Source organism: Streptomyces sp. NBC_00341, from assembly GCF_041435055.1.
In the GTDB taxonomy this organism is placed as follows: domain Bacteria; phylum Actinomycetota; class Actinomycetes; order Streptomycetales; family Streptomycetaceae; genus Streptomyces.
The window spans coordinates 4,785,086-4,808,778 of record NZ_CP108002.1; the positions used below are offsets into that span (position 1 = coordinate 4,785,086).

Here is a 23,693-nt window from a genome sequence, read left to right on the forward strand (position 1 = left end):
AGGCCTCTGAGGTGTGAGTGGCCCGCGTGACGGACGTGGCGGGCGGCCGGGGGAGGAGACGTGAAGGCGGAGCGGAGGGAAAGCGGGGGGAAGGGGGAGACGGGGAGAGGGTGGACGGGGGTGGACCGGACGGCGGAGGGGCGGAAAGGGCGCGGACGGGGAGTGCCGGGGCGGCGCGGACGGGGAGTGCGGGGACGGCGCGGACGGAGCGCTCGGATCGGGCGCGAGCTTGCGGGCCGCGACCCTTGTCCACCCGCTGACCAGGCCGGATACGCGTTCCGGGTGGCGCGGAAAGCCATGGTTCGCAGCCCCGGGCCGACCCTTGTGAGAGCCCCGTTCCGGGTGTCCCGGCGTGCTCCTCGTGTGTGGCCGTGCGCCCGGCCGTGCGCTCTGGCCCGGTCCGTACGGGAGCGCTTCCATGGGTGCTGCGTGGGTCGGCCCGCTGCACTGGACACTGCGGGCTGGGGGAAACCGCCGCCTCATTCCCCGCAGGCGGTGGACCGGTCCGGGAGGCCAACCGCGTCTCCCGGACCGTACGTCGAGCCGTACGCCTGGCCGGGGTGGACGAGGACGCGTGCGTTCGTGTGGGAGTTCGTGTGAATGGTGGCCCGGGAGTTGGTGCGGGAGGGCCCGCCGCCCGGCCGAACCGTCCCAGGGTCTTGAGGCGGTCCGCGGCGGTCCGTGACCTTGTCCGACGCGGCGTCGATGCGGCGTGGAGCAAAAGGGCGGAAAAGCGGATGAAGGCAGTCGGGGACTTCTGGTGATCCGGTTCCAAGGCGCTCCGAGAATGGCCGAATGTCGCCGGTCGAATGAGGTTGGGCCGGCAGGTTCGCGGACATCCGGTCGGCGGTCCGGGCGAGAGCGCGCACCGTGGCCGGATCGGGGTCGTGGAGGCGGTACGCACGGGAGAGGCAACACACGGAATCCGTAACTCCGTTGCCGCCGGGAACGACGCGCGCGGGCGACGTACCCGCCGACGCGGCCGGTAGTCCCGCTCCGGCCTTTGCCAGGGGCGCATGCGCTCACGACGTGCGCCGTCCGTAGCCACTCCTGCACGCCGTTGTCGTGGCAGCATGTCCGCAACGGCGCCGCGCGTTACCGGAGTTCTCCCGATACCGCCCTGCTGCGCCGTTTTGTCCACAGCCTGTGGAGGCGGCGATGCGTTGGTTGGTGGGATGGAGCAGTATCGCCGCGAGCTTCGGCACGGCCGGAGCGGTCGGCGCGAGTGACGAGGGGCGCACGATGCACCCCGTGGGATCCCAACTCCTTTGGGGAGACCCGGATCCGCTCTGGGCGGTCGGGGACTGGCGGCCCGACGAGATCCGCACCGTCCGGGTCGACACGGCCGAGGGGGCGCCCACGGTCCGGCTCGCCGTACTCGGCTGCTGCGGCGCCACCGACGAACAGCTGCGCGTCGGGCTGCTCGCCGCACGCGGCGGAGCCCTGCGCCACCTCACCGCATGGACCGGCAGCTACACGGCGGTCGTTCAGATAGGCCGCCGGATCACCGTGGTGGGCGACCTCGCAGGCGCCCGCCCGGTCTTCTACACGCCCTGGGCCGGAGGGACGGCGTACGCCACCGCCGCGCTGCCGCTCGCCGACCTCATCGAGGCGCAGCTCGACATCGGCCACCTCGCCGCGCTGCTCGCCTGCCCCGAGACCCCGGAGGCGCTGCGCGACGGCACCCCGTACGCCGGGGTGAAGCGCATCCCGCCCGGACACGCGCTGATCCTCCGCGAGGGCTCGCGGGAGATCACCGGGTACGAGGCGGTGGCCTCCCTCGCGGTGGCCGCACCCGAGCTCGATCCGGTGAGCGCGGTCGACGGGGTGCGCGACGCCCTGGTCGAAGCCGTACGCGCCAGGCTGCTCGCGCCCCGCCACGCCCCGGAGACCGCGCCGCCCGACCCGGGCCCCGTCCCCGGCATGGGCCCCGCCGAACGCCGGGCCGCACGGGGAGCGCCCGTACCCGGCATCGGCTCCGACCTCTCCGGAGGCAGCGCGTCCGCCACCCTCGCCCTGCTCGCCGCCGGGCTCCCCGGACTGCCCGGCACCCTCCTGGGCCACGGCACGGGGGCGGGCGAACGGCTGCTCGCCGTCACGTTCAACGACCTGACCACCCGCGATCACGAGGACGAACTCGAACGCGCCCGCGTCATCGCCGCCAACCCGCGACTGCACCACGTCGTCGTCGCGGCCGGCGAGGAGGCGCTGCCGTACGCGGAACTGGCGAACGGCCCCCTGACCGACGAGCCGGCCCCGTCCCTCGTCGTCGTCGAGCGCCATCGCCGCCGGCTCGCCGCGGGCAGCGCCGACCACTTCGTGGGCGACGGCGCCAGACAGGTGCTCGACGCCCACCCCGCCCGCCTTGCCGACCTGCTGATCGACCGCCGCCGCCGCCATCTGCTGCGCCCGGTCGCCGCGCTCGCCAAGGCCGAAGGCCCCTCCGCGCACTCCCTGTTCGTCCCGCTGACCGTCTACCGGGCGGCCCGCCGCCTGGCCCGTACGTCGTACCGCACCGGCCTCGAAGCGGCGGCGGAGCGCCTTCCCGACGCCAACCGGCTCACCCCGGATCTCGACAGCCCCACCGATGCCTCGCTCGCCGCGCTGACCTGGTCGCGTCCGGGGCCCGCCGCCCGCTGGCTGACCGGGGAGGCGCTCGCTGAAGTATCGGTTCGTCTTCAGGAGGCGGCGATCCGCCCCACCTCCGTCCAACGCCCCGGTGAGGCCCGCGCCAGGGCCGCGCTCGCCCGGAACGCCGCCGACCACCGGATCCTGGAGCAGGCCGCGGAGGTCCGCAGCCAGCGCCTGCACGCGCCCTTCCTCGACAACCAGGTGGTACGCGCCGCCCGCGCGCTCCCCGAGTCCCTCCGGGTCCAGCCGGGCGCCCGCGCGGCGGTCCTGCGCCGGGTCCTGGCGGGCACCGGCATCCACGAGCTGCCGCCCGGCTGGGGCGCGCCCTCCCAGGCCACCTCGACCGAGGTCACCCGTACCGGCCTGCGCGCCTCGCTGCCCGAGCTCATCGCCCTCTTCGACGCCCCGCTGCTCGCCGACGCGGGCCTGGTCGAGGCCCGCGTCGTACGCAAGGCCCTGCGGGCGGCCGCGGAGGGTGAACCCCTCCCGCTGGACGGCCTCGCGGACCTCGCCTCCACCGAACTGTGGCTGCGCCGCCTCGTCTCGCGCCGCGGCACCTGCTGGACGGGCACGGCGGCACCGCGCCAGCGAGCCGTCGCCGGCGGGGTGGTCCCGGCACGACGGACGCTCCAGCCGTAAGAGCTGTCGCGCAGGCGCAGGGTGAGGAGTGGGGAGCGGGAAGCAGGGAGCGGGCTGAAGCGCGTTGCGCCGCCCGCGTCCGGTTGTCGTACCGGCGGGACACAATGGCGGGGTGCGGTATCTGATCCTGGGCGTCACGGAGGCGCGAGACGAGAAGGGCGCGGCGCTGCCCCTCGGCGGCCTGCGCCTGCGCGCCCTTCTCGCGTCCCTGGCCCTGCGGCCCGGCCGGTCCGTCCCGATCACCGAGCTGGTCGACGACGTGTGGGCGGACGATCCCCCGGCGGACGCCCCCGCCGCGCTCCAGGCCCTGGTGGGCCGCCTGCGCCGGGCGCTGGGGCGGGTGGCGCTCGCCAGCACCCCGGGCGGCTACCGGCTGGAGGCCACCCCGGCGGACGTGGACCTGCACGTGTTCGAGCGGCTCGCCCGGCAGGGCGCGGCCGAGCTGGAGGCGGACGCGCCGCAGGACGCCGCCCGCACGCTCCGTACGGCACTCGCCCTGTGGCGCGGACCCGCCCTGGCCGACCTGCCCGACCGCGACCACGCGCTGCGTCCGCAGGCCCACCGGCTGGCCGCACTGGAGCACCGCATCGAGGCCGACCTGCGATGCGCGGCGCCGGACGGACCCACGGGTCCGGCGGCCGTCCCCCGAACGGCCTCACCGACACCCCTTCCCGCCGCTCTCGTGCCCGAGCTGGTGGAGCTGACCGCGGCGCACCCGTACGACGAGCGCTTCCGCGCCCAGCTCATCCGCGCCCTGCGCGCCGCCGGACGGCAGGCCGACGCGCTCGCGGCGTACGAGGACGCGCGCCGCGCCCTCGCCGAGGGGCTCGGCGCCGATCCAGGGCCCGAGCTGGCCGCCCTCCACCGCGCACTGCTCAACCCCGCACCACCCGAACCAACCGCACCATCCGCATCCGGGACCGAGACGGCGGAATGCCGGGGCAACCTCCGCCCCCGGCTCACCTCCTTCGTCGGGCGCGAGCCCGAACTCCGTGCCATCCGGGACGACCTGACCCGCTCCCGGCTGGTCACCCTCACCGGTCCGGGAGGCTCGGGGAAGACCCGGCTGGCCGAGGAGTCCGCGGCGCACAGGGGCCGTGCCACCGCCGGTGACGTCTGGCTCGCGGAACTCGCCCCGGTGGAGGACCCCGAGGCCGTCCCCGGAGCCGTACTCTCCGCGCTCGGGCTGCGCGAGACGGCCCTGCTGCGGGACAGCGCCCACGAAGGAACGTATCCGCGCACCGATCCGGTCGACCTGCTCGCGGACCACCTGGCGCACTGGTCCAGGTCCCGCCCCTTCCTCCTCATCCTCGACAACTGCGAGCACGTCATCGGCGCGGCGGCCACGCTCGCCGAGACCCTGCTGACCCGCTGCCCCCGGCTGCGTATCCTCGCCACCAGCCGCGAACCGCTCGGCGTGCCCGGCGAATCCGTACGCCCGGTGGATCCGCTCCCGGCCGATCTCGCCCACCGTCTCTTCACCGAGCGGGCCCGTGCCGTGCGGCCCGGGTTCGACCCCGCGCGGGAGACCGCACACGACGCGGCCGCCGTCGCCGAGATCTGCCGCCGGCTGGACGGGCTGCCGCTCGCCATCGAGCTGGCCGCCGCCCGGCTGCGGATGCTGAGCCCGCGCCAGATCGCCGACCGGCTGGACGACCGTTTCCGCCTGCTGACCAGCGGCAGCCGGACCGTACTGCCGCGCCAGCAGACCCTGCGCGCGGTCGTCGACTGGTCCTGGGACCTGCTGGACGAGGACGAACGCACCGCCCTGCGCCAGGTCTCGGTCTTCGCGGGCGGCTGGGACCTGCCCGCAGCCGAGGCGGTGATCACGACGCCCGGCAGGCCTGCCGGGCACAACGCCGCCGGTACGGCCGGCACCGCCCGTACCGCGCACCTCGCCGCCGACACCGCGAACCTCATCGGGGCGCTCATCGACAAGTCCCTCGTCGTCGCCACCCCGGCCCCCGACGGCGGCATGCGCTACCGCCTGCTGGAGACCATCCACGAGTACGCCATCGAGCGCTGCGCCGAGACCCCGGACGTACGGGCCGAGGCAGGGCGGGCACACACCGCGTACGTCCTCTCGCTCGTCGAGGAGGCGGAGCCGAAGCTGCGCTCCGCGGAGCAGCTCCCCTGGATCCAGCGCCTGGAGACGGACCTCGACAACATCAGGGCCGCGCTCCACCGCACCACCGCCCCTCACACCGGCCGGTCCGGTCCGTCGACCGCTTCCGCCGAATCGGACGCGGCGCGTCTGGTGCTGGGCATGGGCTGGTTCTGGTGGCTGCGCAACTACCGCGCCGAGGGCCTCAACTGGACTGCTCGGGCACTGTCGTTCGGCCCGGAGCCCGCAGACGCCACCGACCCCCGTTACTGGCCCTGGATGAATCTGCGCATGCTGCGGTTCTTCCTGGAGGCGGAGAGCGGCCCGTCGGAAGCGGACCGCGACGGTCAGCCGGACGAGGCGTTGGTGCGACGGCTGGCCGACGCGTTCATGTCGTCCGGGCCCCAGGCGGCCCAATTCCCCGGGCTGCTCTGGCCGATGACCTCGTTCATCACGCTGGGCACGAAGGACATGGGGGACGTGCACCGGAAGATCGACGCCGTCGTCGACAACGCCCGCGTCCACGGGAACGACTGGGGGTACGGCGTCTCGCTGATGTTCCGTACGCACATGGTCGTCGACATGCCGGGCGGCATGCCCGGGGTCGACGACGACCTGGTGGAACTGCGTGATCTGAGCCGCCGCGTCGGGGACCGCTGGATGCGCGCACAGGTCGAGAGCGCCGCGGCGGAGGCGGCCATGATGCGGGGCCGGTACGAGGAGGCGCGTCCGGCGTACGAGGAGGCGCTGCTGCTCGCCCGTGAGGTCGGCGCCCACGCCGAGGCCCCGTTCCTGCTGGCCCGGCTGGCCGAACTCGCCTACCGCACCGGCGACGTGGCCGCCGCCGAGCGGGGCCTGGGCCGCTCGGAGGACGAGGCGGAGCGCTACCAGACGCACGACGCGATCTCGTACGTCCAATACCTGCGCGCCACCATCGCCCTGGACCGGGGCGACATCGCCGTCGCCCGGCGCAGGCTCACAGAGGCGCGGGGGACGGACGACGAGAACAGCCCGCCCACGCAGATGCCCGCGCTGCTGGACGGACTCTCCGCCCGCATCGCCGCGTACGAGCCGGAGCCCCACGGCGGCCCGGCCGTCGCTCTGCGCGGGCTGGCGGCGGCCCTGGTCGCGGCGCGGGACGGCCAGTACGCCGAGGCCATCACCGGATACCTGGCGGACGCCCTCGCGACCGTGCTGCCGAAGCTGGGCCACCACGCGGCCGCCGTACGCGTCCTGGCCGCCGCCGACAGCTGGCGGCTCTGCGGTCCCAGGACCGCGGTGGAGCAGGCGGCGGTCGACGAGGCCGGGCAGCTGGCCCGCGAGGCGCTGGGGGAGCGGAGTTACGAGCAGGAGCGCGCGGCGGGCCGCGGACTGACCATCGACGACGTCGTCGGCCTGCTCGCGGAGATCACCGGCCCGGAGATCACTGCCCCTGGGGTCGGCGGCCCGGCGGTCAGCGGCAACTGATCCTGGATTCGGCCCAGTTCGCGAGGGCCACCCCGCCGAACGGGGTGGTCGGCTCCACGACGAGCCGGATCCGGTCCTGGCCCTCGATGCCGACGGCGACCGGTACGGCCGGATCGTCGCCGTTCATCACCGGTGACTGCCACAGCCGCGCCCCGTCACCGTTGAACACGGAGAAGCGCACGGATCCCAGCCCCATGGTCAGATCGTCGACGCCGACCTTCGCCTCGTAACGGGTGCACTGGCGGTTCAGCTGGATGACGACCGACGAACGGCTGTGGACGGTCACTCCGTGGGCGTACCGCGTGCCGCCGATCGACATCCCGGAACGCTGCCAGACCCAGCTGCTCTCCCCGAGCACCACCTCGGGGCCGGAGTGGTCCCCGAGGAGGCTGTAGCTCAACTCGTTGACCTGGTAGACCTCCGGCGCAGGTGCGGGCGGCGGCGGGGGAGGCGGGGTCGGCGTCGGCGTGGGTGTGGGCGTGGGCGTGGGAGTGGGAGTCGGCTTCGGTGCGGGCGGCGGCGGTGCTGGCGCCCGCGGCGTGGGCTTCGGTGGCGGTGTGGGGGTGGGCGTGGGCGTCGGGGTGGGCTCCGGCTCCGGCGGTACGGGAGCGGGCGGCGCCGGCTTCGGGGGCGGGGTGGGCTTCGGCTTCGGCGGTGCGGGCGACGGCACCGCGGGCGCCACGGCCGGCGGCCTGGCCACCGGCTTCGCCTCCGGCCGCGGCTGGTCGTCGCCGACCAGCGCCCACACCAGCCCGGCCGCGGCCGCGACGGCGACCGCCGCCGCGATACCGGCCTTCGCCGGAGCGCCGAGCCCCTCGGAGGCCGCGGCGCCACCGGCAGAGCCCGCGGACGAACCCCCGCCGGTCGCCGCGGCCGCGGCGCCCGCGCCCGCCGCACCGGCCGCTCCGCCCGCCACGATCCCGGCGGCCTTGAGCGCGTATCCCGCCGCGAACCAGCCGATGACCGCGACCGGGAGCAGCGCGGGAATCCCGGCATTCACATGGGCCAGTTCGCCCGCCGCGAGCCGGCATTTCGCGCACTCGTCCAGGTGTCCGCGCAGCCCGCGCTCTGCACGCATCCGCAGCCCGCCACGGGCGTAGGCGCCCAGCCGGTCCGCGTAGCGGGCGCAGTCGCCGCCGGAGGTGAGCGCCTGGCTCACGTGGGCCTGCAGATACGCCTGCTTGAGCCCTTCGCGGGCCCGGCTGGCCAGCACAGAGGTGGCGTTGGGGGTGAGCCCGAAGAGCGGGGCGATGTCGCTGGGCGACTCCTCCTCGACGGTGGTGTGCCACAACACCGCCTGCCAGCGCTCCGGGAGGCTGCGGAAGGCCTGCATCGCCATCGACTGCTCGGCCTCGTGCATCGCCAGCACATCGGCGCCGAGATCGAGGGTGTCCGCGTCCGAGACCTCGAAGGAGCGCGAGGCCTGCGCGGCGAACGCCGCGAAGTCGTCGACCAGTTGCTCCCGCCTGGCGGTCTTCGTCCATGCGGCGCCGACGTGCCGGACCGCTGTCATCAGGTAGGCGCGCACCGCCTCCTGCGGACCCTTGCCGCCCCGTACGGCCTGCAGCGTCCGGGCGAAGACCTCGGCCGTCAGGTCGTCGGCGGTGTGCGCGTCCCGGCAGCAGGTGCGCGCGTACCGGCGCACCGCTTCCGAGTGCCGGCGGAACAGCTCGTCGTACGCGAGGTCGTCGCCGTCCCGCATCCGCTGGATCAACTCGGCGTCGGCGAGGGCCGTTCCGGAGGCATCGGCAGCGTTCCGGCCGCCGCCCACCCGTTGCATGGGGACCGCTTCCGCGCCCGCCGGTGCCGGGTTCCCGACCGGTGCGGGGGGCCACGGTCCGGGCAGGACCGTGCCGCCGTCCTCGTCGCCCGAGCCCTGGCGCCCGGGTCCGGCCTGGCTCGGCACCTGCTCGGAGGGCAGGCCGTCCGTGCCGGAGCCGCCGCCCGTGGTGGAGACACCGTCGAACGACTCTTCTTGCTGCCCGTCACCGCTCATCACGGTCGCCCCCGTTATGCGCTTTCGGACCCGAATACCGGGCAAGCGTGCCACAGAGGGCGGCAGCGGCGACCCCTCAGCCCCGCCAACCACTCATCCGGGGCGTTCTCCCGAATATGAGCACTAGCGGACACTCGTTCGGGGAAGGGGTAACAGGTTGTGCTGATGGGGCAGTTGAGCGCCATGAGTACCGTCGAGCCGAAAGCGCCCCCGGAGTCCCCGGAGTCCCCGGAGTCCGCTGAGCCCACGCCGGGCCGGGGGCGGTCCGCCGGCCCGGCCGACAGCCCCCGCGCCCCCGCTCACGCAGGCCGTGAGCGCAGCCCCTCCAGCAGGATGTCCAGCAGCCGGGCCGAGGCCGCCGCCTGCTGAGCCGCGTCCGGCAGCGAGGGGGCCGCCGTCGCGATGACCAGCAGCACATCGGCCACCGTCACATCGCGGCGCAGCTCACCCGACGTCCGCGCCCGGTCGACCAGCCGGCCCACGACCTCCAGCAGCTCGACCGATCCGCTGCCGACGCCGTCGATCTCCGAATCCGCCGCCTGCGGCTCCTGCCGGGGCTCCGCGACCCGCAGGCCACCGCCCTGGCCGGTCTCCTGCCGCTGCTGCGGCACCCGGGGCTCGTCCCGGGCGGTCCCGGGATCGCCGACCACCGTCGAGTCGTCGGCGTCCACCCCGACCCGCAGTATCTGCGGAGGCAGCAGCCGCCCCGCGCCGGAGGCGACCGAGGTCCGCAGGAAGCGCGACAGCGCCGACCACGGCTCCTCCTCCTGACCCAGCGCGGACCGGGCCTGGTCGGTCAGCCGGGAGGTCTCCTCCTCGGCTATCCGCCGGACCAGCACGTCCTTGCTGGGGAAGCGCCGGTACACCGTGCCGACACCGACCCGGGCGCGACGCGCCACGTCCTCCATCGGAGCGCCGTACCCGAGCTCACCGAACACCTCGCGGGCAGCCCGCAGCACGTGTTCCAGATTGCGCTGCGCGTCCACCCGCAGCGGCGCCGAGCGGCCGTGCGCTCCCGCCCCGACGGTGCCCGAGCCGAGTGCGGCACTCAGCGTGCTCACTGCTCCCGGTGAAACGGGGGTCCCTGATGACCCGATGCCGCTCACCGTTCCGACTGCACCGACCGCTCCGACTGCGCCGATTCGCCCGTTTCCTTCGGGCGCGACAGCAGCAGTTGGCCAATGAGATTCCTGAATATGCATAACTGTTCCCCCGGTTATGACGTCTCCCCCCGGAGACTCCCGCCGTGTCTGCCGGGTTGAGCGATGATCTCACCCGTCACCCCGACGACACACGAACATAGTTGAGCCAGGGGCAATTCAGAAGGGGGCAGTTCCGCCCGGAGCGCCCCCCGATCGGAACAAGGACCGGTTGATCACCGATTCGCCCTCTGCCCGTACCTCCCACCGCAACCCCTGACCTGCGGGGCGTCCGTATTGCCGGGACGATCAACCGGAGCGGCCCGTTCGGAAGCTCCGGTCACACAATTTGCCGGGGCTGTGGACAAACTCCGGAGCGCGTTGCGTCATGGGGTGGTGATGGCTTCAGATTCCGGGGGAACACCCCCCGGCCCCCCGCCCGGCGTGCGCATTCTCGTCGTCGGCGGCGGCTACGTCGGGATGTACACCGCGCTGCGTCTCCAGCGGAAGCTCAAACAGCGGCTGAGAAGCGGCGAGGCGGAGATTGTTGTCGTCACCCCTGACCCCTATATGACGTATCAGCCGTTCCTCCCGGAAGCCGCCGCCGGTTCGATCTCACCGCGCCATGTGGTCGTCCCGCTGCGCCGGGTCCTGCCCGGCTGCACGATCCTCATCGGTGAGGCGCAGCGGATCGATCCGGTCAAACGCATCGCGACCGTCACCACGCTGGCCACGGGCGAGGACGGCACCGGAGCCGTCGAGATCCCGTACGACGAGATCGTCATCGCGCCCGGCTCCGTCTCGCGCACCCTCCCGGTCCCCGGTCTCGCCGACCACGGCTTCGGCTTCAAGACCGTCGAGGAGGCCATCGGGCTGCGCAACCACGTGATCGAGCAGATGGACATCGCCTCCGCCACCCGCGACCCCGCCATCCGCGACGCCGCCCTCACCTTCGTCTTCGTCGGCGGCGGCTACGCGGGGGTGGAGGCGCTGGCCGAGCTGGAGGACATGGCCCGCTACACCGCGCGGTACTACCACAACATCAAGGCCGAGGACCTGAAGTGGATCCTCGTGGAGGCCACCGGCCGCATCCTGCCCGAGGTCGGTGAATCGATGGGCACGTACGCGGTCCGGGAGCTGCGCGGCCGCAATATCGACGTACGGCTCGAAACCCGGCTGGAGTCCTGCGAGGACCGGGTGGCCGTGCTCAGCGACGGCTCCCGCTTCCCGACCCGCACCCTCGTCTGGACGGCCGGCGTGAAGCCCGCGCCGCTGCTCGCCGCCACCGGCCTCCCGCTCAACGAACGCGGCAGGCTCGTCTGTACGGCGAAGCTCACCGTCGAGGGCGCCGAGCACACCTGGGCCGCCGGTGACGCCGCCGCCGTCCCCGACCTGACCTCCGACGAGCCCGGACGGGAGACCGCGCCCAACGCCCAGCACGCGGTCCGCCAGGCCAAGGTCCTCGCGGAGAACATCGTCGCGTCCATGAACGGCGAACCGCTCACGGAGTACCGGCACAGCTATGCGGGCTCCGTCGCCTCGCTCGGCCTGCACAAGGGTGTCGCGCATGTCTACGGACGCAGGCTCAAGGGCTACCCTGCGTGGCTGATGCACCGCGTGTACCACCTGAGCCGGGTACCCACGTTCAACCGCAAGGCCCGCGTCCTCGCCGAATGGACCCTCGCGGGCCTGTTCAAGCGCGAGATCGTCTCCCTCGGCTCGCTGGAACACCCTCGCGCCGAGTTCGAACTCGCCGCGGGAAGGCGTCCCGGCGGCGACGGCGACGACTGTCAGTAGGGTCCGACAGACTGGACGTGTGACCATAGGTTGGCTCACATCTGCACAGAGTGACCCGGCAGGCGGCAACCGAAAGTAACCGGCAGGCGGCGACCGACAGTAACCAGCAGCGGCGGGTTCCGGCTGCGCCCTCCCGGCGTTCCGGCCCCGGACCGGCGGGGAGAAACAGCCCGGCAGAAGCACAGTCTGCGGCGGAAGCAGCCGGGCAGGAGAACAGGCAGAGGACCGGCAGAGGAAGCAGCCCGGCAGAGGAAGCAGCCCGCCCGAGCGGACCAGACCGACACCACGAGGCCAGAAATTCCGTGAACTTCACGCGCTGGAGCGCCCGCCTACCCGGTACGCAGCGTCGAGCCGCCCGGGACGACCACAGTGCCGTACCGGCGGCCCGCGCCGAGTACGCACAGGACGAAACCGGATCCGGCCCGCCGCAGGACGGACCGGACGCCCCGACGACCCGGCCCCCGGCGCCCGCCCTGGAGGATCTCTCCGCCCGCGACATCCTCGGCCAGCTGCCGGCCCTCGTCGCCCTGCTGCACGGACCCGAGCACCGCGTCGCGTACGTCAACGACGCCTACGCCGCGGCCTTCGGCCCCCGCCCCTCCGGCGTCCCGGCCGCCGAGGCGATGCCCGAGCTGACCGAGCTGAGCCTGCTCCCCCTCATGGACCAGGTCCTGCGCAGCGGCACACCCCGCACGGTCAAGTCCCGCAAGGTGGCCGGCGGCAGCTCGTACACCGTCACCTGCACCCCGGTCCGGCACGACAAGGACCAGGGGCAGGAGGGCGGCGTGCTCGTGTACGCCGCCGATGTCACCGACCACGCGGAAGCGGCGGAGCGGCTGCGCACCAGCGAGCGGCGCCACCGCGAAACGGCCGTGACCCTCCAGCGCTCGCTGCTCCCGCAGGAGCTGGAGCAGCCCGACGACCTGCGGATCGCCGCCACCTACCAGCCCGGCGGCACGGACGCCGCGGTCGGCGGCGACTGGTACGACGTCATCACCCTCGGCGCGGGCCGCACCGCCCTGGTCATCGGGGACGTGATGGGGCGCGGGGTGCGTGCCGCCGCCGTGATGGGCCAGCTGCGCACCGCGGTCCGGGCCTACGCCCGCCTCGACCTCCCGCCGCACGAGGTGCTCCAGCTGCTCGACGGGCTGGCCGCCGAGATCGACGCCAGCCAGATCGCCACCTGCGCCTACGCGGTCCACGACCCCAACGAGGGCCTGCTCGTCTACGCCTCCGCCGGCCACCTGCCGATCCTGGTGCGCGACGAGGACGGCACGGTGCACCGCGCCGAGGGCCCGACCGGTCCCCCGCTCGGCACCGGTGGCTGGACCCACACCTCCGGCACGATCGCGCTGCCGCCCGGCTCCACCGCCGTCCTCTACACGGACGGCCTGGTCGAGCGCCGGAGCGAGGACATCGACGAGGGCGTGGCCGCCCTCGAGCGGGCGCTCTCCGGTGCGAAGGGCGCGCCGCAGGTGGTGTGCGACCGCCTGATGCGCTCCCTCAACATCACCGCGGAACACGACGACGACGTCGCGGTCCTGGTGGTCCAGCACCCCGCCCGCACCGGACCGGTAGCGGAGCTGTTCCACAACGCCTCGCTCGATCTGCTCGGCGGCATCGAGGCGGCCCCGCGCGCCCGCGCCTTCGCGACGGGCGTCCTGACGTCGTGGCGGTTCCCGGTGGAGCTGTGCGACCTGGGTGTCCTCGCCGCCGGTGAGCTGGTCGCCAACTCCCTCCAGCACGGCACACCGCCGATGCGCCTGGGCCTGCGGCGCACCGACCGCCGCCTGATCATCGAGGTCACGGACGGCGACGACCACCTGCCGCGCCGCCGCCGCGCCGAACCGGCGGACGAGGCGGGCCGGGGCATCTCCATCGTCGCGACGATCGCCACGTCCTGGGGCAGCCGCCGCACGCCGGGCGGCGGCAAAGCGGTCTGGTGCGAATTCGCCCTGCCCCGGTAGGCCGGTAGGAGCGTGCAGCGGTCCCGGCCTCAGTGCACCGCGGTGACCGGGACCGGCGCCTCGGCCGCCGCACTCTCCGGCACCGACACCGCCACCACCCGCGACGGCACCGCCGCGAGCGAGGGCTGGTCCTGTACGGGGGTGAGCCGCCGGCCGAGCCGCAGCGCGAGCACCGTGATCCCGAGCGAGAACAGTACGAACGTCACGATGTACGGCCCGTGCAGCGAGGCCCCCATGGGCCCGCCGACGGCGGGACCGACCGCCAGCGCGAGCTGCTTGCACAGGGCGAACGCCGAGTTGTACTGCCCGACCATCGACTCCGGCGCCAGATCGGCGACCAGCGGCGCGACGGTCGGCGAGAGCATCGACTCACCGAGCCCGAACAGCGCGTACGTGGAGATCATCGCGGCCGTCGCCATGGTCTGGCTGCCGTGCCCGAGCCCGGCGTACCCCGCCACGATCCAGGCGAAGGCCCAGATCAGCCCGACCGCCGCGATCACCCGGCTGCGACGGCGGCGTTCCACCAGCCGCAGCACCACGAACTGGGCGACGACGATGACCGCGGTGTTGGCGGCCAGCGCGATCCCGAGCGTGGAGGGCTCGATCCCGGCGGCCTCCGTGCCGTACGCCGCGAGCCCGGACTCGAACTGTCCGTAGCAGGCGAAGAACACCACGAACCCCAGCACACACAGCTGCACCATGGCCCGGTGCGAGAGCAGCGCCCGCATCCCGCCGCCCCCCGCGCCACCACCGGCACCGGACACCCCCGCCGCGACGGCGGACGTACGAGGCATCCGCACGGTCGCCGTGATGGCGCCGAGCACGAGGAACATCACCGCTTCGATCAGGAACAGCAGGGTGAAGGACGCCGGCCGCTCGGTGTCGACGATCTGCCCCCCGACCAGTCCTCCGATGCCGAGGCCCAGGTTCTGCAGGAAGAACTGCATGGCGAAGGCCCGGGTGCGGGTGCCGCTGTCCGAGCACTGCACGAGCATCGTGGCGAGGGCCGGCTGCATGACGGCCGTCCCCGCGCCGAGCACCGCGGCCGACAGGACGGCAGCGGTCACCTGCGAGGAGAAGCCGAGCGCGACCGCGCCCAGGGAAGCGACGACCGAGGCGACGAGCAGGACGGGCAGCGGCCCGCGACGGTCGATGACCCGCCCGGTGAACGGCAGTACGGCGAGCGCTGCCATGGCGAAGACCGCCAGCACGACGCCCGCCGTACCGGCGCCCAGATCCCGTACCTGCGCCACATAGACGTACAGATACGGAACGGTGAACCCGAGCCCGAACGCGCTCAGCGCGCTCCCCAGCTGGATCCGCCGCAGCGCTGCACCCATTTCCCTGGTCACACTCACCTACCTCAAGGTCTCGAAGCCATGTGATCGAGCGAACCGAACGACTCGAACCCGAAGACTTTAGCACTAAAGTTAGAAGCTCAACAATACAGATTGAAGGACTTCGACGGCTATGGGCGGCGTGCCATACTGCCCGCCATGTCTGACACCACCGAGCCCGGTATCCAGGAGCCGAGCCTCGACGAGCAGATCGCCGCCTACCAGCGCGAGTACCGAGACCTGGACCCACAGGTCGAGCAGGTCGTCTCCGCGCTCGGCCGGCTGAACCGCCGGATGAACGTGGCGTACGGACGCCAGGTCGCCGCCCTCGGCATCAGCAACGCCGAGTGGGAGGTCCTCAAGACCCTCGTACTGGCCGGCACCCCGTACCGGCTGGGTCCGGGGGAGCTGGCGAAGCGGCTCGGACTCACCCCTGCCGCGATGACGCACCGCATCGACCGGATGGCGGGCGAGGGCCTCGTCACCCGCGACCGCGACGAGAACAACCGGGTCCGCGTCATCGTCGAGCTGACGGACGAGGGGCGGGCGAAGTGGTTGGAGGCGATGCGGATGGCCACGGACTTCGAGGAGGAGCTGCTCCAGGACCTCTCGGGCGACGAGCGCGGGGTCCTCGGCGAGATGCTGATCCGGCTGCTGCGCCGGGTGGAGCATGCCCAGCCGGACGCCGGCGGCCGCCTCACCGACCTGGACTGATCCGCCCCTGCGCGGGCGGGGCCGGGGAGGGTTGACACGCCCCACCGCGATCCGTAAGGTTCTTCGAGTTGTCACGGAGCCGGAACGGTTCTGTGGCGACCGATCCCGCCGCGAATGCGGCAACCAAAACTCAGCACGATCTCCCACTCGGGAGAATTTCGGTATGCCGAAATTGATTTCGAAGGCTCGATTATGAGCCGCCGGGAAGATCCGCTAGAGTTTGAGACGTCGGAACGGCCCAACAGCCGGGAAGACAAACCCCACTGACTGGGAATCGGGCCCGAAAGGATCTGATAGAGTCGGACTCGCCGGAAAGGGAAACGCGAAAGCGAAGAACTGGAAAGCGAAAATGCGAGGCCCGCTTCGACCGGGAATCGGACACGAAAGAGTCTGATAGAGTCGGAAACGCAAGACCGAAGGGAAGCGCCCGGAGGAAAGCCCGAGAGGGTGAGTACAAAGGAAGCGTCCGTTCCTTGAGAACTCAACAGCGTGCCAAAAGTCAACGCCAGATACGTTGATACCCCGACCTGCTTCGGCAGGTTCGAGGTTCCTTTGAAAGTCCTGGCAGACCCACTTGTGGGTTCTACCAGGCAATGCACATAGCGAGGACACAGTGAACAGTCGGTCTTATTCCGACTCGACTGTTCCGCTCTCGTGTTGTGATCCCGATTACGGGAAAACATTCACGGAGAGTTTGATCCTGGCTCAGGACGAACGCTGGCGGCGTGCTTAACACATGCAAGTCGAACGATGAAGCCCTTCGGGGTGGATTAGTGGCGAACGGGTGAGTAACACGTGGGCAATCTGCCCTTCACTCTGGGACAAGCCCTGGAAACGGGGTCTAATACCGGATAACACTTTCCCTCTCATGGGGGAAGGTTAAAAGCTCCGGCGGTGAAGGATGAGCCCGCGGCCTATCAGCTAGTTGGTGGGGTAATGGCCTACCAAGGCGACGACGGGTAGCCGGCCTGAGAGGGCGACCGGCCACACTGGGACTGAGACACGGCCCAGACTCCTACGGGAGGCAGCAGTGGGGAATATTGCACAATGGGCGAAAGCCTGATGCAGCGACGCCGCGTGAGGGATGACGGCCTTCGGGTTGTAAACCTCTTTCAGCAGGGAAGAAGCGAAAGTGACGGTACCTGCAGAAGAAGCGCCGGCTAACTACGTGCCAGCAGCCGCGGTAATACGTAGGGCGCAAGCGTTGTCCGGAATTATTGGGCGTAAAGAGCTCGTAGGCGGCTTGTTGCGTCGGTTGTGAAAGCCCGGGGCTTAACCCCGGGTCTGCAGTCGATACGGGCAGGCTAGAGTGTGGTAGGGGAGATCGGAATTCCTGGTGTAGCGGTGAAATGCGCAGATATCAGGAGGAACACCGGTGGCGAAGGCGGATCTCTGGGCCATTACTGACGCTGAGGAGCGAAAGCGTGGGGAGCGAACAGGATTAGATACCCTGGTAGTCCACGCCGTAAACGTTGGGAACTAGGTGTTGGCGACATTCCACGTCGTCGGTGCCGCAGCTAACGCATTAAGTTCCCCGCCTGGGGAGTACGGCCGCAAGGCTAAAACTCAAAGGAATTGACGGGGGCCCGCACAAGCAGCGGAGCATGTGGCTTAATTCGACGCAACGCGAAGAACCTTACCAAGGCTTGACATACACCGGAAAGCATCAGAGATGGTGCCCCCCTTGTGGTCGGTGTACAGGTGGTGCATGGCTGTCGTCAGCTCGTGTCGTGAGATGTTGGGTTAAGTCCCGCAACGAGCGCAACCCTTGTTCTGTGTTGCCAGCATGCCCTTCGGGGTGATGGGGACTCACAGGAGACTGCCGGGGTCAACTCGGAGGAAGGTGGGGACGACGTCAAGTCATCATGCCCCTTATGTCTTGGGCTGCACACGTGCTACAATGGCCGGTACAATGAGCTGCGATGCCGCGAGGCGGAGCGAATCTCAAAAAGCCGGTCTCAGTTCGGATTGGGGTCTGCAACTCGACCCCATGAAGTCGGAGTTGCTAGTAATCGCAGATCAGCATTGCTGCGGTGAATACGTTCCCGGGCCTTGTACACACCGCCCGTCACGTCACGAAAGTCGGTAACACCCGAAGCCGGTGGCCCAACCCCTTGTGGGAGGGAGCTGTCGAAGGTGGGACTGGCGATTGGGACGAAGTCGTAACAAGGTAGCCGTACCGGAAGGTGCGGCTGGATCACCTCCTTTCTAAGGAGCACTTCTTACCAGGGTCTACGGGCTTTGGTCAGAGGCCAGTACACCGGCGAATGTTCGGTGCTGGTTGCTCATGGGTGGAACGTTGACTATTCGGCACGACAGGTTGTTTTTCACTAGTACTGCTTCGGCGTGGAATGTGGGAAGTGATCGGTCGGGTCGGGCACGCTGTTGGGTATCTGAAGGTACGGCCGTCATGGTCGTCCTTCGGTTGCCGGCCCCAGTGAACTCATCCGGTAAGGGTGGGGTGATGGGTGGCTGGTCGTTGTTTGAGAACTGCACAGTGGACGCGAGCATCTGTGGCCAAGTTTTTAAGGGCGCACGGTGGATGCCTTGGCACCAGGAACCGATGAAGGACGTGGGAGGCCACGATAGGCCCCGGGGAGCTGTCAACCAAGCTTTGATCCGGGGGTGTCCGAATGGGGAAACCCGGCAGTCGTCATGGGCTGTCACCCGCTGCTGAACACATAGGCAGTGTGGAGGGAACGAGGGGAAGTGAAACATCTCAGTACCCTCAGGAAGAGAAAACAACCGTGATTCCGGGAGTAGTGGCGAGCGAAACTGGATCAGGCCAAACCGTATGCGTGTGATACCCGGCAGGGGTTGCGCATGCGGGGTTGTGGGATCTCTTTTTCACAGTCTGCCGGCTGTGAGACGAGTCAGAAACCGTTGATGTAGGCGAAGGACATGCGAAAGGTCCGGCGTAGAGGGTAAGACCCCCGTAGCTGAAACATCAACGGCTCGTTTAAGAGACACCCAAGTAGCACGGGGCCCGAGAAATCCCGTGTGAATCTGGCGGGACCACCCGTTAAGCCTAAATATTCCCTGGTGACCGATAGCGGATAGTACCGTGAGGGAATGGTGAAAAGTACCGCGGGAGCGGAGTGAAATAGTACCTGAAACCGTGTGCCTACAAGCCGTGGGAGCGTCGCTGTATGTGCTTGCACATGCAGTCGTGACTGCGTGCCTTTTGAAGAATGAGCCTGCGAGTTTGCGGTGTGTTGCGAGGTTAACCCGTGTGGGGAAGCCGTAGCGAAAGCGAGTCCGAATAGGGCGATTTAGTAGCGCGCTCAAGACCCGAAGCGGAGTGATCTAGCCATGGGCAGGTTGAAGCGGAGGTAAGACTTCGTGGAGGACCGAACCCACCAGGGTTGAAAACCTGGGGGATGACCTGTGGTTAGGGGTGAAAGGCCAATCAAACTCCGTGATAGCTGGTTCTCCCCGAAATGCATTTAGGTGCAGCGTCGTGTGTTTCTTGCCGGAGGTAGAGCACTGGATAGGCGATGGGCCCTACCGGGTTACTGACCTTAGCCAAACTCCGAATGCCGGTAAGTGAGAGCACGGCAGTGAGACTGTGGGGGATAAGCTCCATGGTCGAGAGGGAAACAGCCCAGAGCATCGACTAAGGCCCCTAAGCGTACGCTAAGTGGGAAAGGATGTGGAGTCGCAGAGACAACCAGGAGGTTGGCTTAGAAGCAGCCACCCTTGAAAGAGTGCGTAATAGCTCACTGGTCAAGTGATTCCGCGCCGACAATGTAGCGGGGCTCAAGCGTACCGCCGAAGTCGTGTCATTCACACATATAGGGCCAACGCCTGTGTGGATGGGTAGGGGAGCGTCGTGTGCCGGGTGAAGCAGCCGCGGAAGCGAGTTGTGGACGGTTCACGAGTGAGAATGCAGGCATGAGTAGCGATACACACGTGAGAAACGTGTGCGCCGATTGACTAAGGGTTCCTGGGTCAAGCTGATCTGCCCAGGGTAAGTCGGGACCTAAGGCGAGGCCGACAGGCGTAGTCGATGGACAACCGGTTGATATTCCGGTACCCGCTTTGAAACGCCCAGTACTGAATCAGGCGATGCTAAGTCCGTGAAGCCGGCCCGATCTCTTCGGAGTTGAGGGTAGTGGTGGAGCCGACGAACCAGACTTGTATTAGGTAAGCGATGGGGTGACGCAGGAAGGTAGTCCAGCCCGGGCGGTGGTAGTCCCGGGGTAAGGGTGTAGGCCGTGTGGTAGGTAAATCCGTCACACATTAAGGCTGAGACCTGATGCCGAGCCGATTGTGGTGAAGTGGATGATCCTATGCTGTCGAGAAAAGCCTCTAGCGAGTTTCATGGCGGCCCGTACCCTAAACCGACTCAGGTGGTCAGGTAGAGAATACCGAGGCGTTCGGGTGAACTATGGTTAAGGAACTCGGCAAAATGCCCCCGTAACTTCGGGAGAAGGGGGGCCATCACTGGTGAGGGAACTTGCTTCCTGAGCTGGGGGTGGCCGCAGAGACCAGCGAGAAGCGACTGTTTACTAAAAACACAGGTCCGTGCGAAGCCGTAAGGCGATGTATACGGACTGACGCCTGCCCGGTGCTGGAACGTTAAGGGGACCGGTTAGCTGACTTTCGGGTCGGCGAAGCTGAGAACTTAAGCGCCAGTAAACGGCGGTGGTAACTATAACCATCCTAAGGTAGCGAAATTCCTTGTCGGGTAAGTTCCGACCTGCACGAATGGCGTAACGACTTCTCGACTGTCTCAACCATAGGCCCGGTGAAATTGCACTACGAGTAAAGATGCTCGTTTCGCGCAGCAGGACGGAAAGACCCCGGGACCTTTACTATAGTTTGATATTGGTGTTCGGTTCGGCTTGTGTAGGATAGGTGGGAGACTTTGAAGCGGCCACGCCAGTGGTTGTGGAGTCGTCGTTGAAATACCACTCTGGTCGTGCTGGATGTCTAACCTGGGTCCGTGATCCGGATCAGGGACAGTGTCTGATGGGTAGTTTAACTGGGGCGGTTGCCTCCTAAAGAGTAACGGAGGCGCCCAAAGGTTCCCTCAGCCTGGTTGGCAATCAGGTGTTGAGTGTAAGTGCACAAGGGAGCTTGACTGTGAGACCGACGGGTCGAGCAGGGACGAAAGTCGGGACTAGTGATCCGGCAGTGGCTTGTGGAAGCGCTGTCGCTCAACGGATAAAAGGTACCCCGGGGATAACAGGCTGATCTTCCCCAAGAGTCCATATCGACGGGATGGTTTGGCACCTCGATGTCGGCTCGTCGCATCCTGGGGCTGGAGTCGGTCCCAAGGGTTGGGCTGTTCGCCCATTAAAGCGGTACGCGAGCTGGGTTTAGAACGTCGTGAGACAGTTCGGTCCCTATCCGCTGTGCGCGTAGGAATATTGAGAAGGGCTGTCCCTAGTACGAGAGGACCGGGACGGACGAACCTCTGGTGTGCCAGTTGTCCTGCCAAGGGCATGGCTGGTTGGCTACGTTCGGAAAGGATAACCGCTGAAAGCATCTAAGCGGGAAGCCTGCTTCGAGATGAGTATTCCCACCAACTTGATTGGTTAAGGCTCCCAGTAGACGACTGGGTTGATAGGCCAGATGTGGAAGCCCGGTAACGGGTGGAGCTGACTGGTACTAATAGGCCGAGGGCTTGTCCTCAGTTGCTCGCGTCCACTGTGTTAGTTCTGAAATAACGAACGGCCGTGTTTTGTTCCGGTGTTGGTTAATTTCATAGTGTTTCGGTGGTCATTGCGTTAGGGAAACGCCCGGTTACATTCCGAACCCGGAAGCTAAGCCTTTCAGCGCCGATGGTACTGCAGGGGGGACCCTGTGGGAGAGTAGGACGCCGCCGAACTCCTTTTAAATAGTTGAGCCCCGTGCCCTTGTGGCACGGGGCTTTTCTGCGTTCCCCACCAGACCACCAGACCAGAAGGCCCTTACCTTTCTCAGCCCGCGGTGACCAGGTGGGTGTCGTACGCCAGGATCACTGCCTGGACGCGGTCCCTGGCACCGGTTTTCGCGAGGATGCGGGAGACGTGGGTCTTCACGGTTGATTCGGCCAGGTGCAATCGCTCCGCGATCTCCGAGTTGGTCCAGCCCTGGCCGATGACGGTGAGGATCTCCCGTTCCCGGCCGGTGAGGGTCCCGATGCGCGAATCGGGCGTCGCGGGTCCGCCGGGGGTCGTCGGCAGATGCTGGACGTACGCGTCCAGGAGGCGGCGGGTCAGGCTGGGGGCGACCACCGCGTCGCCGCTCGCGACCGCACGGATGCCGGAGAGCAGCTCCTCCGGCATCGCGTCCTTGATGAGGAAGCCGCTCGCGCCGGCCCGCAGCCCGTCGTACGCGTACCGGTCCAGGTCGAACGTCGTGACGATGAGGACGCGGGTGCGGGAACCGGTCCTGATGATGCGGCGGGTCGCCTCGATGCCGTCGAGCAGGGGCATGCGGATGTCCATCAGGGCGACGTCCGGCTGGTGCCGGGCGACGAGTTGGAGGGCCTCGTGGCCGTTGGCGGCCTCGCCGACGACCGTCATGTCGTCCTGGCTCTCCAACAGCATGCGGAATCCGAAGCGTTGCATCGGCTGGTCGTCCGCGATGAGCACGGTCGTCACGAGGGGGAGTCCTCCAGAGGGAGCCGGAGCCGTACCCGCCAGCCTGTGCCGGTGGGCCGGCCCGTTTCTACGGTGCCGTCGTACAGGGAAGCGCGTTCACGCATGCCCGTGATGCCCTGCCCGGTGCCGTCCGGTGCGGCGGCGCCGTGAGCAGGTGTTCCGTTGTCGGTGATCACGGCCTCCAGCTCGTTCGGCCGGTAGGTCAGGGTGACCTCGGCGGCCAGGGCGGAGTGTCCGCCGCCGTGCTTCAGCGTATTGGTCAGCGCCTCCTGTACCACCCGGTAGACGGTCAACTGCCGTCCTGCGGTGGGCGGGACGGCCGGTGGGGTGCCACGGCTGCTGAGTCGTACGGGAAGACCTGCCGTCCGTACGCCGGTGAGCAGGGTGTCCATGTCGTCGAGGGTCGGTTGCGGGGTGCGGTCGGCGCGGTCGGGGGGATCGCGCAGGACTCCGAGCAGGCGGCGGAGTTCGGCGAGGGCCTGGCGGCTGGTGGTGCCGATCGCGTCGAGGGCCTGGGCGGCCCGTTCCGGGCTCTTGGCCGCGGCGTACGCGCCGCCGTCGGCCAACCCCGTGATGACGGACAGGTTGTGGCCGATGATGTCGTGCATCTCCCGGGCGATCCGGGTCCGTTCGGCGACGGCGGCCAGCTGGGCCTGCTGGTCCCGTTCGAGTTCGAGCCGGTTGGCGCGGTCGACGAGGGCCTCCGTGTACTCCTTGCGGGTCCGGAAGACGATGCCGAACAGGGACGCCAACACGAACGCGTACAGGTGGGGGACGATGAGCTGGTTCCAGTGCTCCGGGAAGTGGGCAGAGCCGATCGCCAGCGGGGCGAGCACGATCCCGCCGGACAGGGCCAGGGTGCGCAGCGGCAGCCGGAGCGCGATGTTGAAGACCACGATCTCCTGGAGGAAGGCGGCCTGGATGACCGCCCCCGTCCAGACGTTGACCAGTGCGAACGGGGTCATGAACAGCAGGACGGCCAGCGGGTGGCCGCGGCGCCACAAGAGTGGCGCGGAGAACGCGGCGCTCAGCAGCAGCACCAGCCGGGGGGACACGCTCGGGTCGATGGCGACGGTGCGCCAGCCGCGCGAGGAGACGTCGAGCACGGCGAACAGGATCCAGAACGTGGTGAGCAGTCCGTCCCAGACGGCCGGCCTGCGGCGGTCGGCCGCGCGGATGCGCTGGAGTTGTCGCTGAATGTGCCCGGTGAGCGGGCTGGGGCGCGGTGTCCCCGCGCGGTCGGTGGCGGTGTCCCTGTCGCCCGTCATGTCCGCGTCCCCCCGATCGTCCTTCGTCTCCCCTGCGATCC

10 protein-coding genes and 3 rRNA genes are annotated in these 23,693 nt (G+C 69.2%); 8 read left to right on the forward strand and 5 right to left on the reverse strand.

Annotation, left to right across the window (positions count from 1 at the left end):
- Positions 1 to 1,158: 1,158 nt before the first annotated feature.
- Both OG892_RS21450 and OG892_RS21455 read left to right on the forward strand, forming a co-directional pair.
- Positions 1,159 to 3,270, forward strand: a complete 2,112-nt coding sequence (locus OG892_RS21450; RefSeq protein WP_107421807.1) for an asparagine synthase-related protein — start codon at positions 1,159 to 1,161, stop codon at positions 3,268 to 3,270.
- A gap of 112 nt (positions 3,271 to 3,382) precedes the next feature.
- Positions 3,383 to 6,841: a BTAD domain-containing putative transcriptional regulator gene (locus OG892_RS21455; protein ID WP_371629995.1), complete on the forward strand. Its 3,459-nt coding sequence runs from the start codon at positions 3,383 to 3,385 to the stop codon at positions 6,839 to 6,841.
- Here OG892_RS21455 and OG892_RS21460 read toward each other — a convergent pair.
- Positions 6,828 to 8,837 (reverse strand): sigma-70 family RNA polymerase sigma factor, encoded by a 2,010-nt coding sequence (locus tag OG892_RS21460; protein ID WP_371629996.1) that lies wholly within the window; start codon positions 8,835 to 8,837, stop codon positions 6,828 to 6,830. The genes OG892_RS21455 and OG892_RS21460 overlap by 14 nt on opposite strands.
- Positions 8,838 to 9,136: 299 nt before the next feature.
- Complete coding sequence (locus OG892_RS21465) at positions 9,137 to 10,039, reverse strand: helix-turn-helix domain-containing protein (protein WP_328866130.1); 903 nt, start codon at positions 10,037 to 10,039, stop codon at positions 9,137 to 9,139.
- A gap of 336 nt (positions 10,040 to 10,375) precedes the next feature.
- Between OG892_RS21465 and OG892_RS21470 the strand changes: the two genes are divergently transcribed.
- Both OG892_RS21470 and OG892_RS21475 read left to right on the forward strand, forming a co-directional pair.
- On the forward strand, positions 10,376 to 11,773 hold the full coding sequence (locus OG892_RS21470) for an NAD(P)/FAD-dependent oxidoreductase (RefSeq protein ID WP_371629997.1): 1,398 nt from the start codon (positions 10,376 to 10,378) through the stop codon (positions 11,771 to 11,773).
- A 302-nt stretch (positions 11,774 to 12,075) separates the two neighbouring features.
- Complete coding sequence (locus OG892_RS21475) at positions 12,076 to 13,740, forward strand: SpoIIE family protein phosphatase (RefSeq protein WP_328866129.1); 1,665 nt, start codon at positions 12,076 to 12,078, stop codon at positions 13,738 to 13,740.
- 29 nt (positions 13,741 to 13,769) lie between these two features.
- On the opposite strand, the gene OG892_RS21480 is transcribed toward OG892_RS21475, so the two are convergent.
- Positions 13,770 to 15,080, reverse strand: coding sequence for an MFS transporter (locus OG892_RS21480; protein WP_073736525.1), 1,311 nt, complete (start codon positions 15,078 to 15,080; stop codon positions 13,770 to 13,772).
- 156 nt (positions 15,081 to 15,236) lie between these two features.
- Here OG892_RS21480 and OG892_RS21485 point away from each other — a divergent pair, with 156 nt between their 5' ends.
- The 4 genes from OG892_RS21485 (at position 15,237) to rrf (ending at position 21,627) form a co-directional block, all read left to right on the forward strand.
- Positions 15,237 to 15,791 (forward strand): MarR family winged helix-turn-helix transcriptional regulator, encoded by a 555-nt coding sequence (locus tag OG892_RS21485; protein WP_073736553.1) that lies wholly within the window; start codon positions 15,237 to 15,239, stop codon positions 15,789 to 15,791.
- 682 nt (positions 15,792 to 16,473) lie between these two features.
- Positions 16,474 to 17,999, forward strand: a 16S ribosomal RNA gene (locus OG892_RS21490).
- Between the two features lie 307 nt (positions 18,000 to 18,306).
- Positions 18,307 to 21,431, forward strand: a 23S ribosomal RNA gene (locus OG892_RS21495).
- A 79-nt stretch (positions 21,432 to 21,510) separates the two neighbouring features.
- Positions 21,511 to 21,627 (forward strand): 5S ribosomal RNA (rrf, locus tag OG892_RS21500).
- The 16S, 23S and 5S rRNA genes sit together here, the layout of an rRNA operon.
- 91 nt (positions 21,628 to 21,718) lie before the next feature.
- Here rrf and OG892_RS21505 read toward each other — a convergent pair.
- Positions 21,719 to 22,384 (reverse strand): response regulator transcription factor, encoded by a 666-nt coding sequence (locus OG892_RS21505; protein WP_073733123.1) that lies wholly within the window; start codon positions 22,382 to 22,384, stop codon positions 21,719 to 21,721.
- Positions 22,381 to 23,652: a sensor histidine kinase gene (locus OG892_RS21510; protein ID WP_371629998.1), complete on the reverse strand. Its 1,272-nt coding sequence runs from the start codon at positions 23,650 to 23,652 to the stop codon at positions 22,381 to 22,383. Before OG892_RS21510 ends, OG892_RS21505 begins: the two co-directional genes overlap by 4 nt.
- Positions 23,653 to 23,693 lie beyond the last annotated feature (41 nt).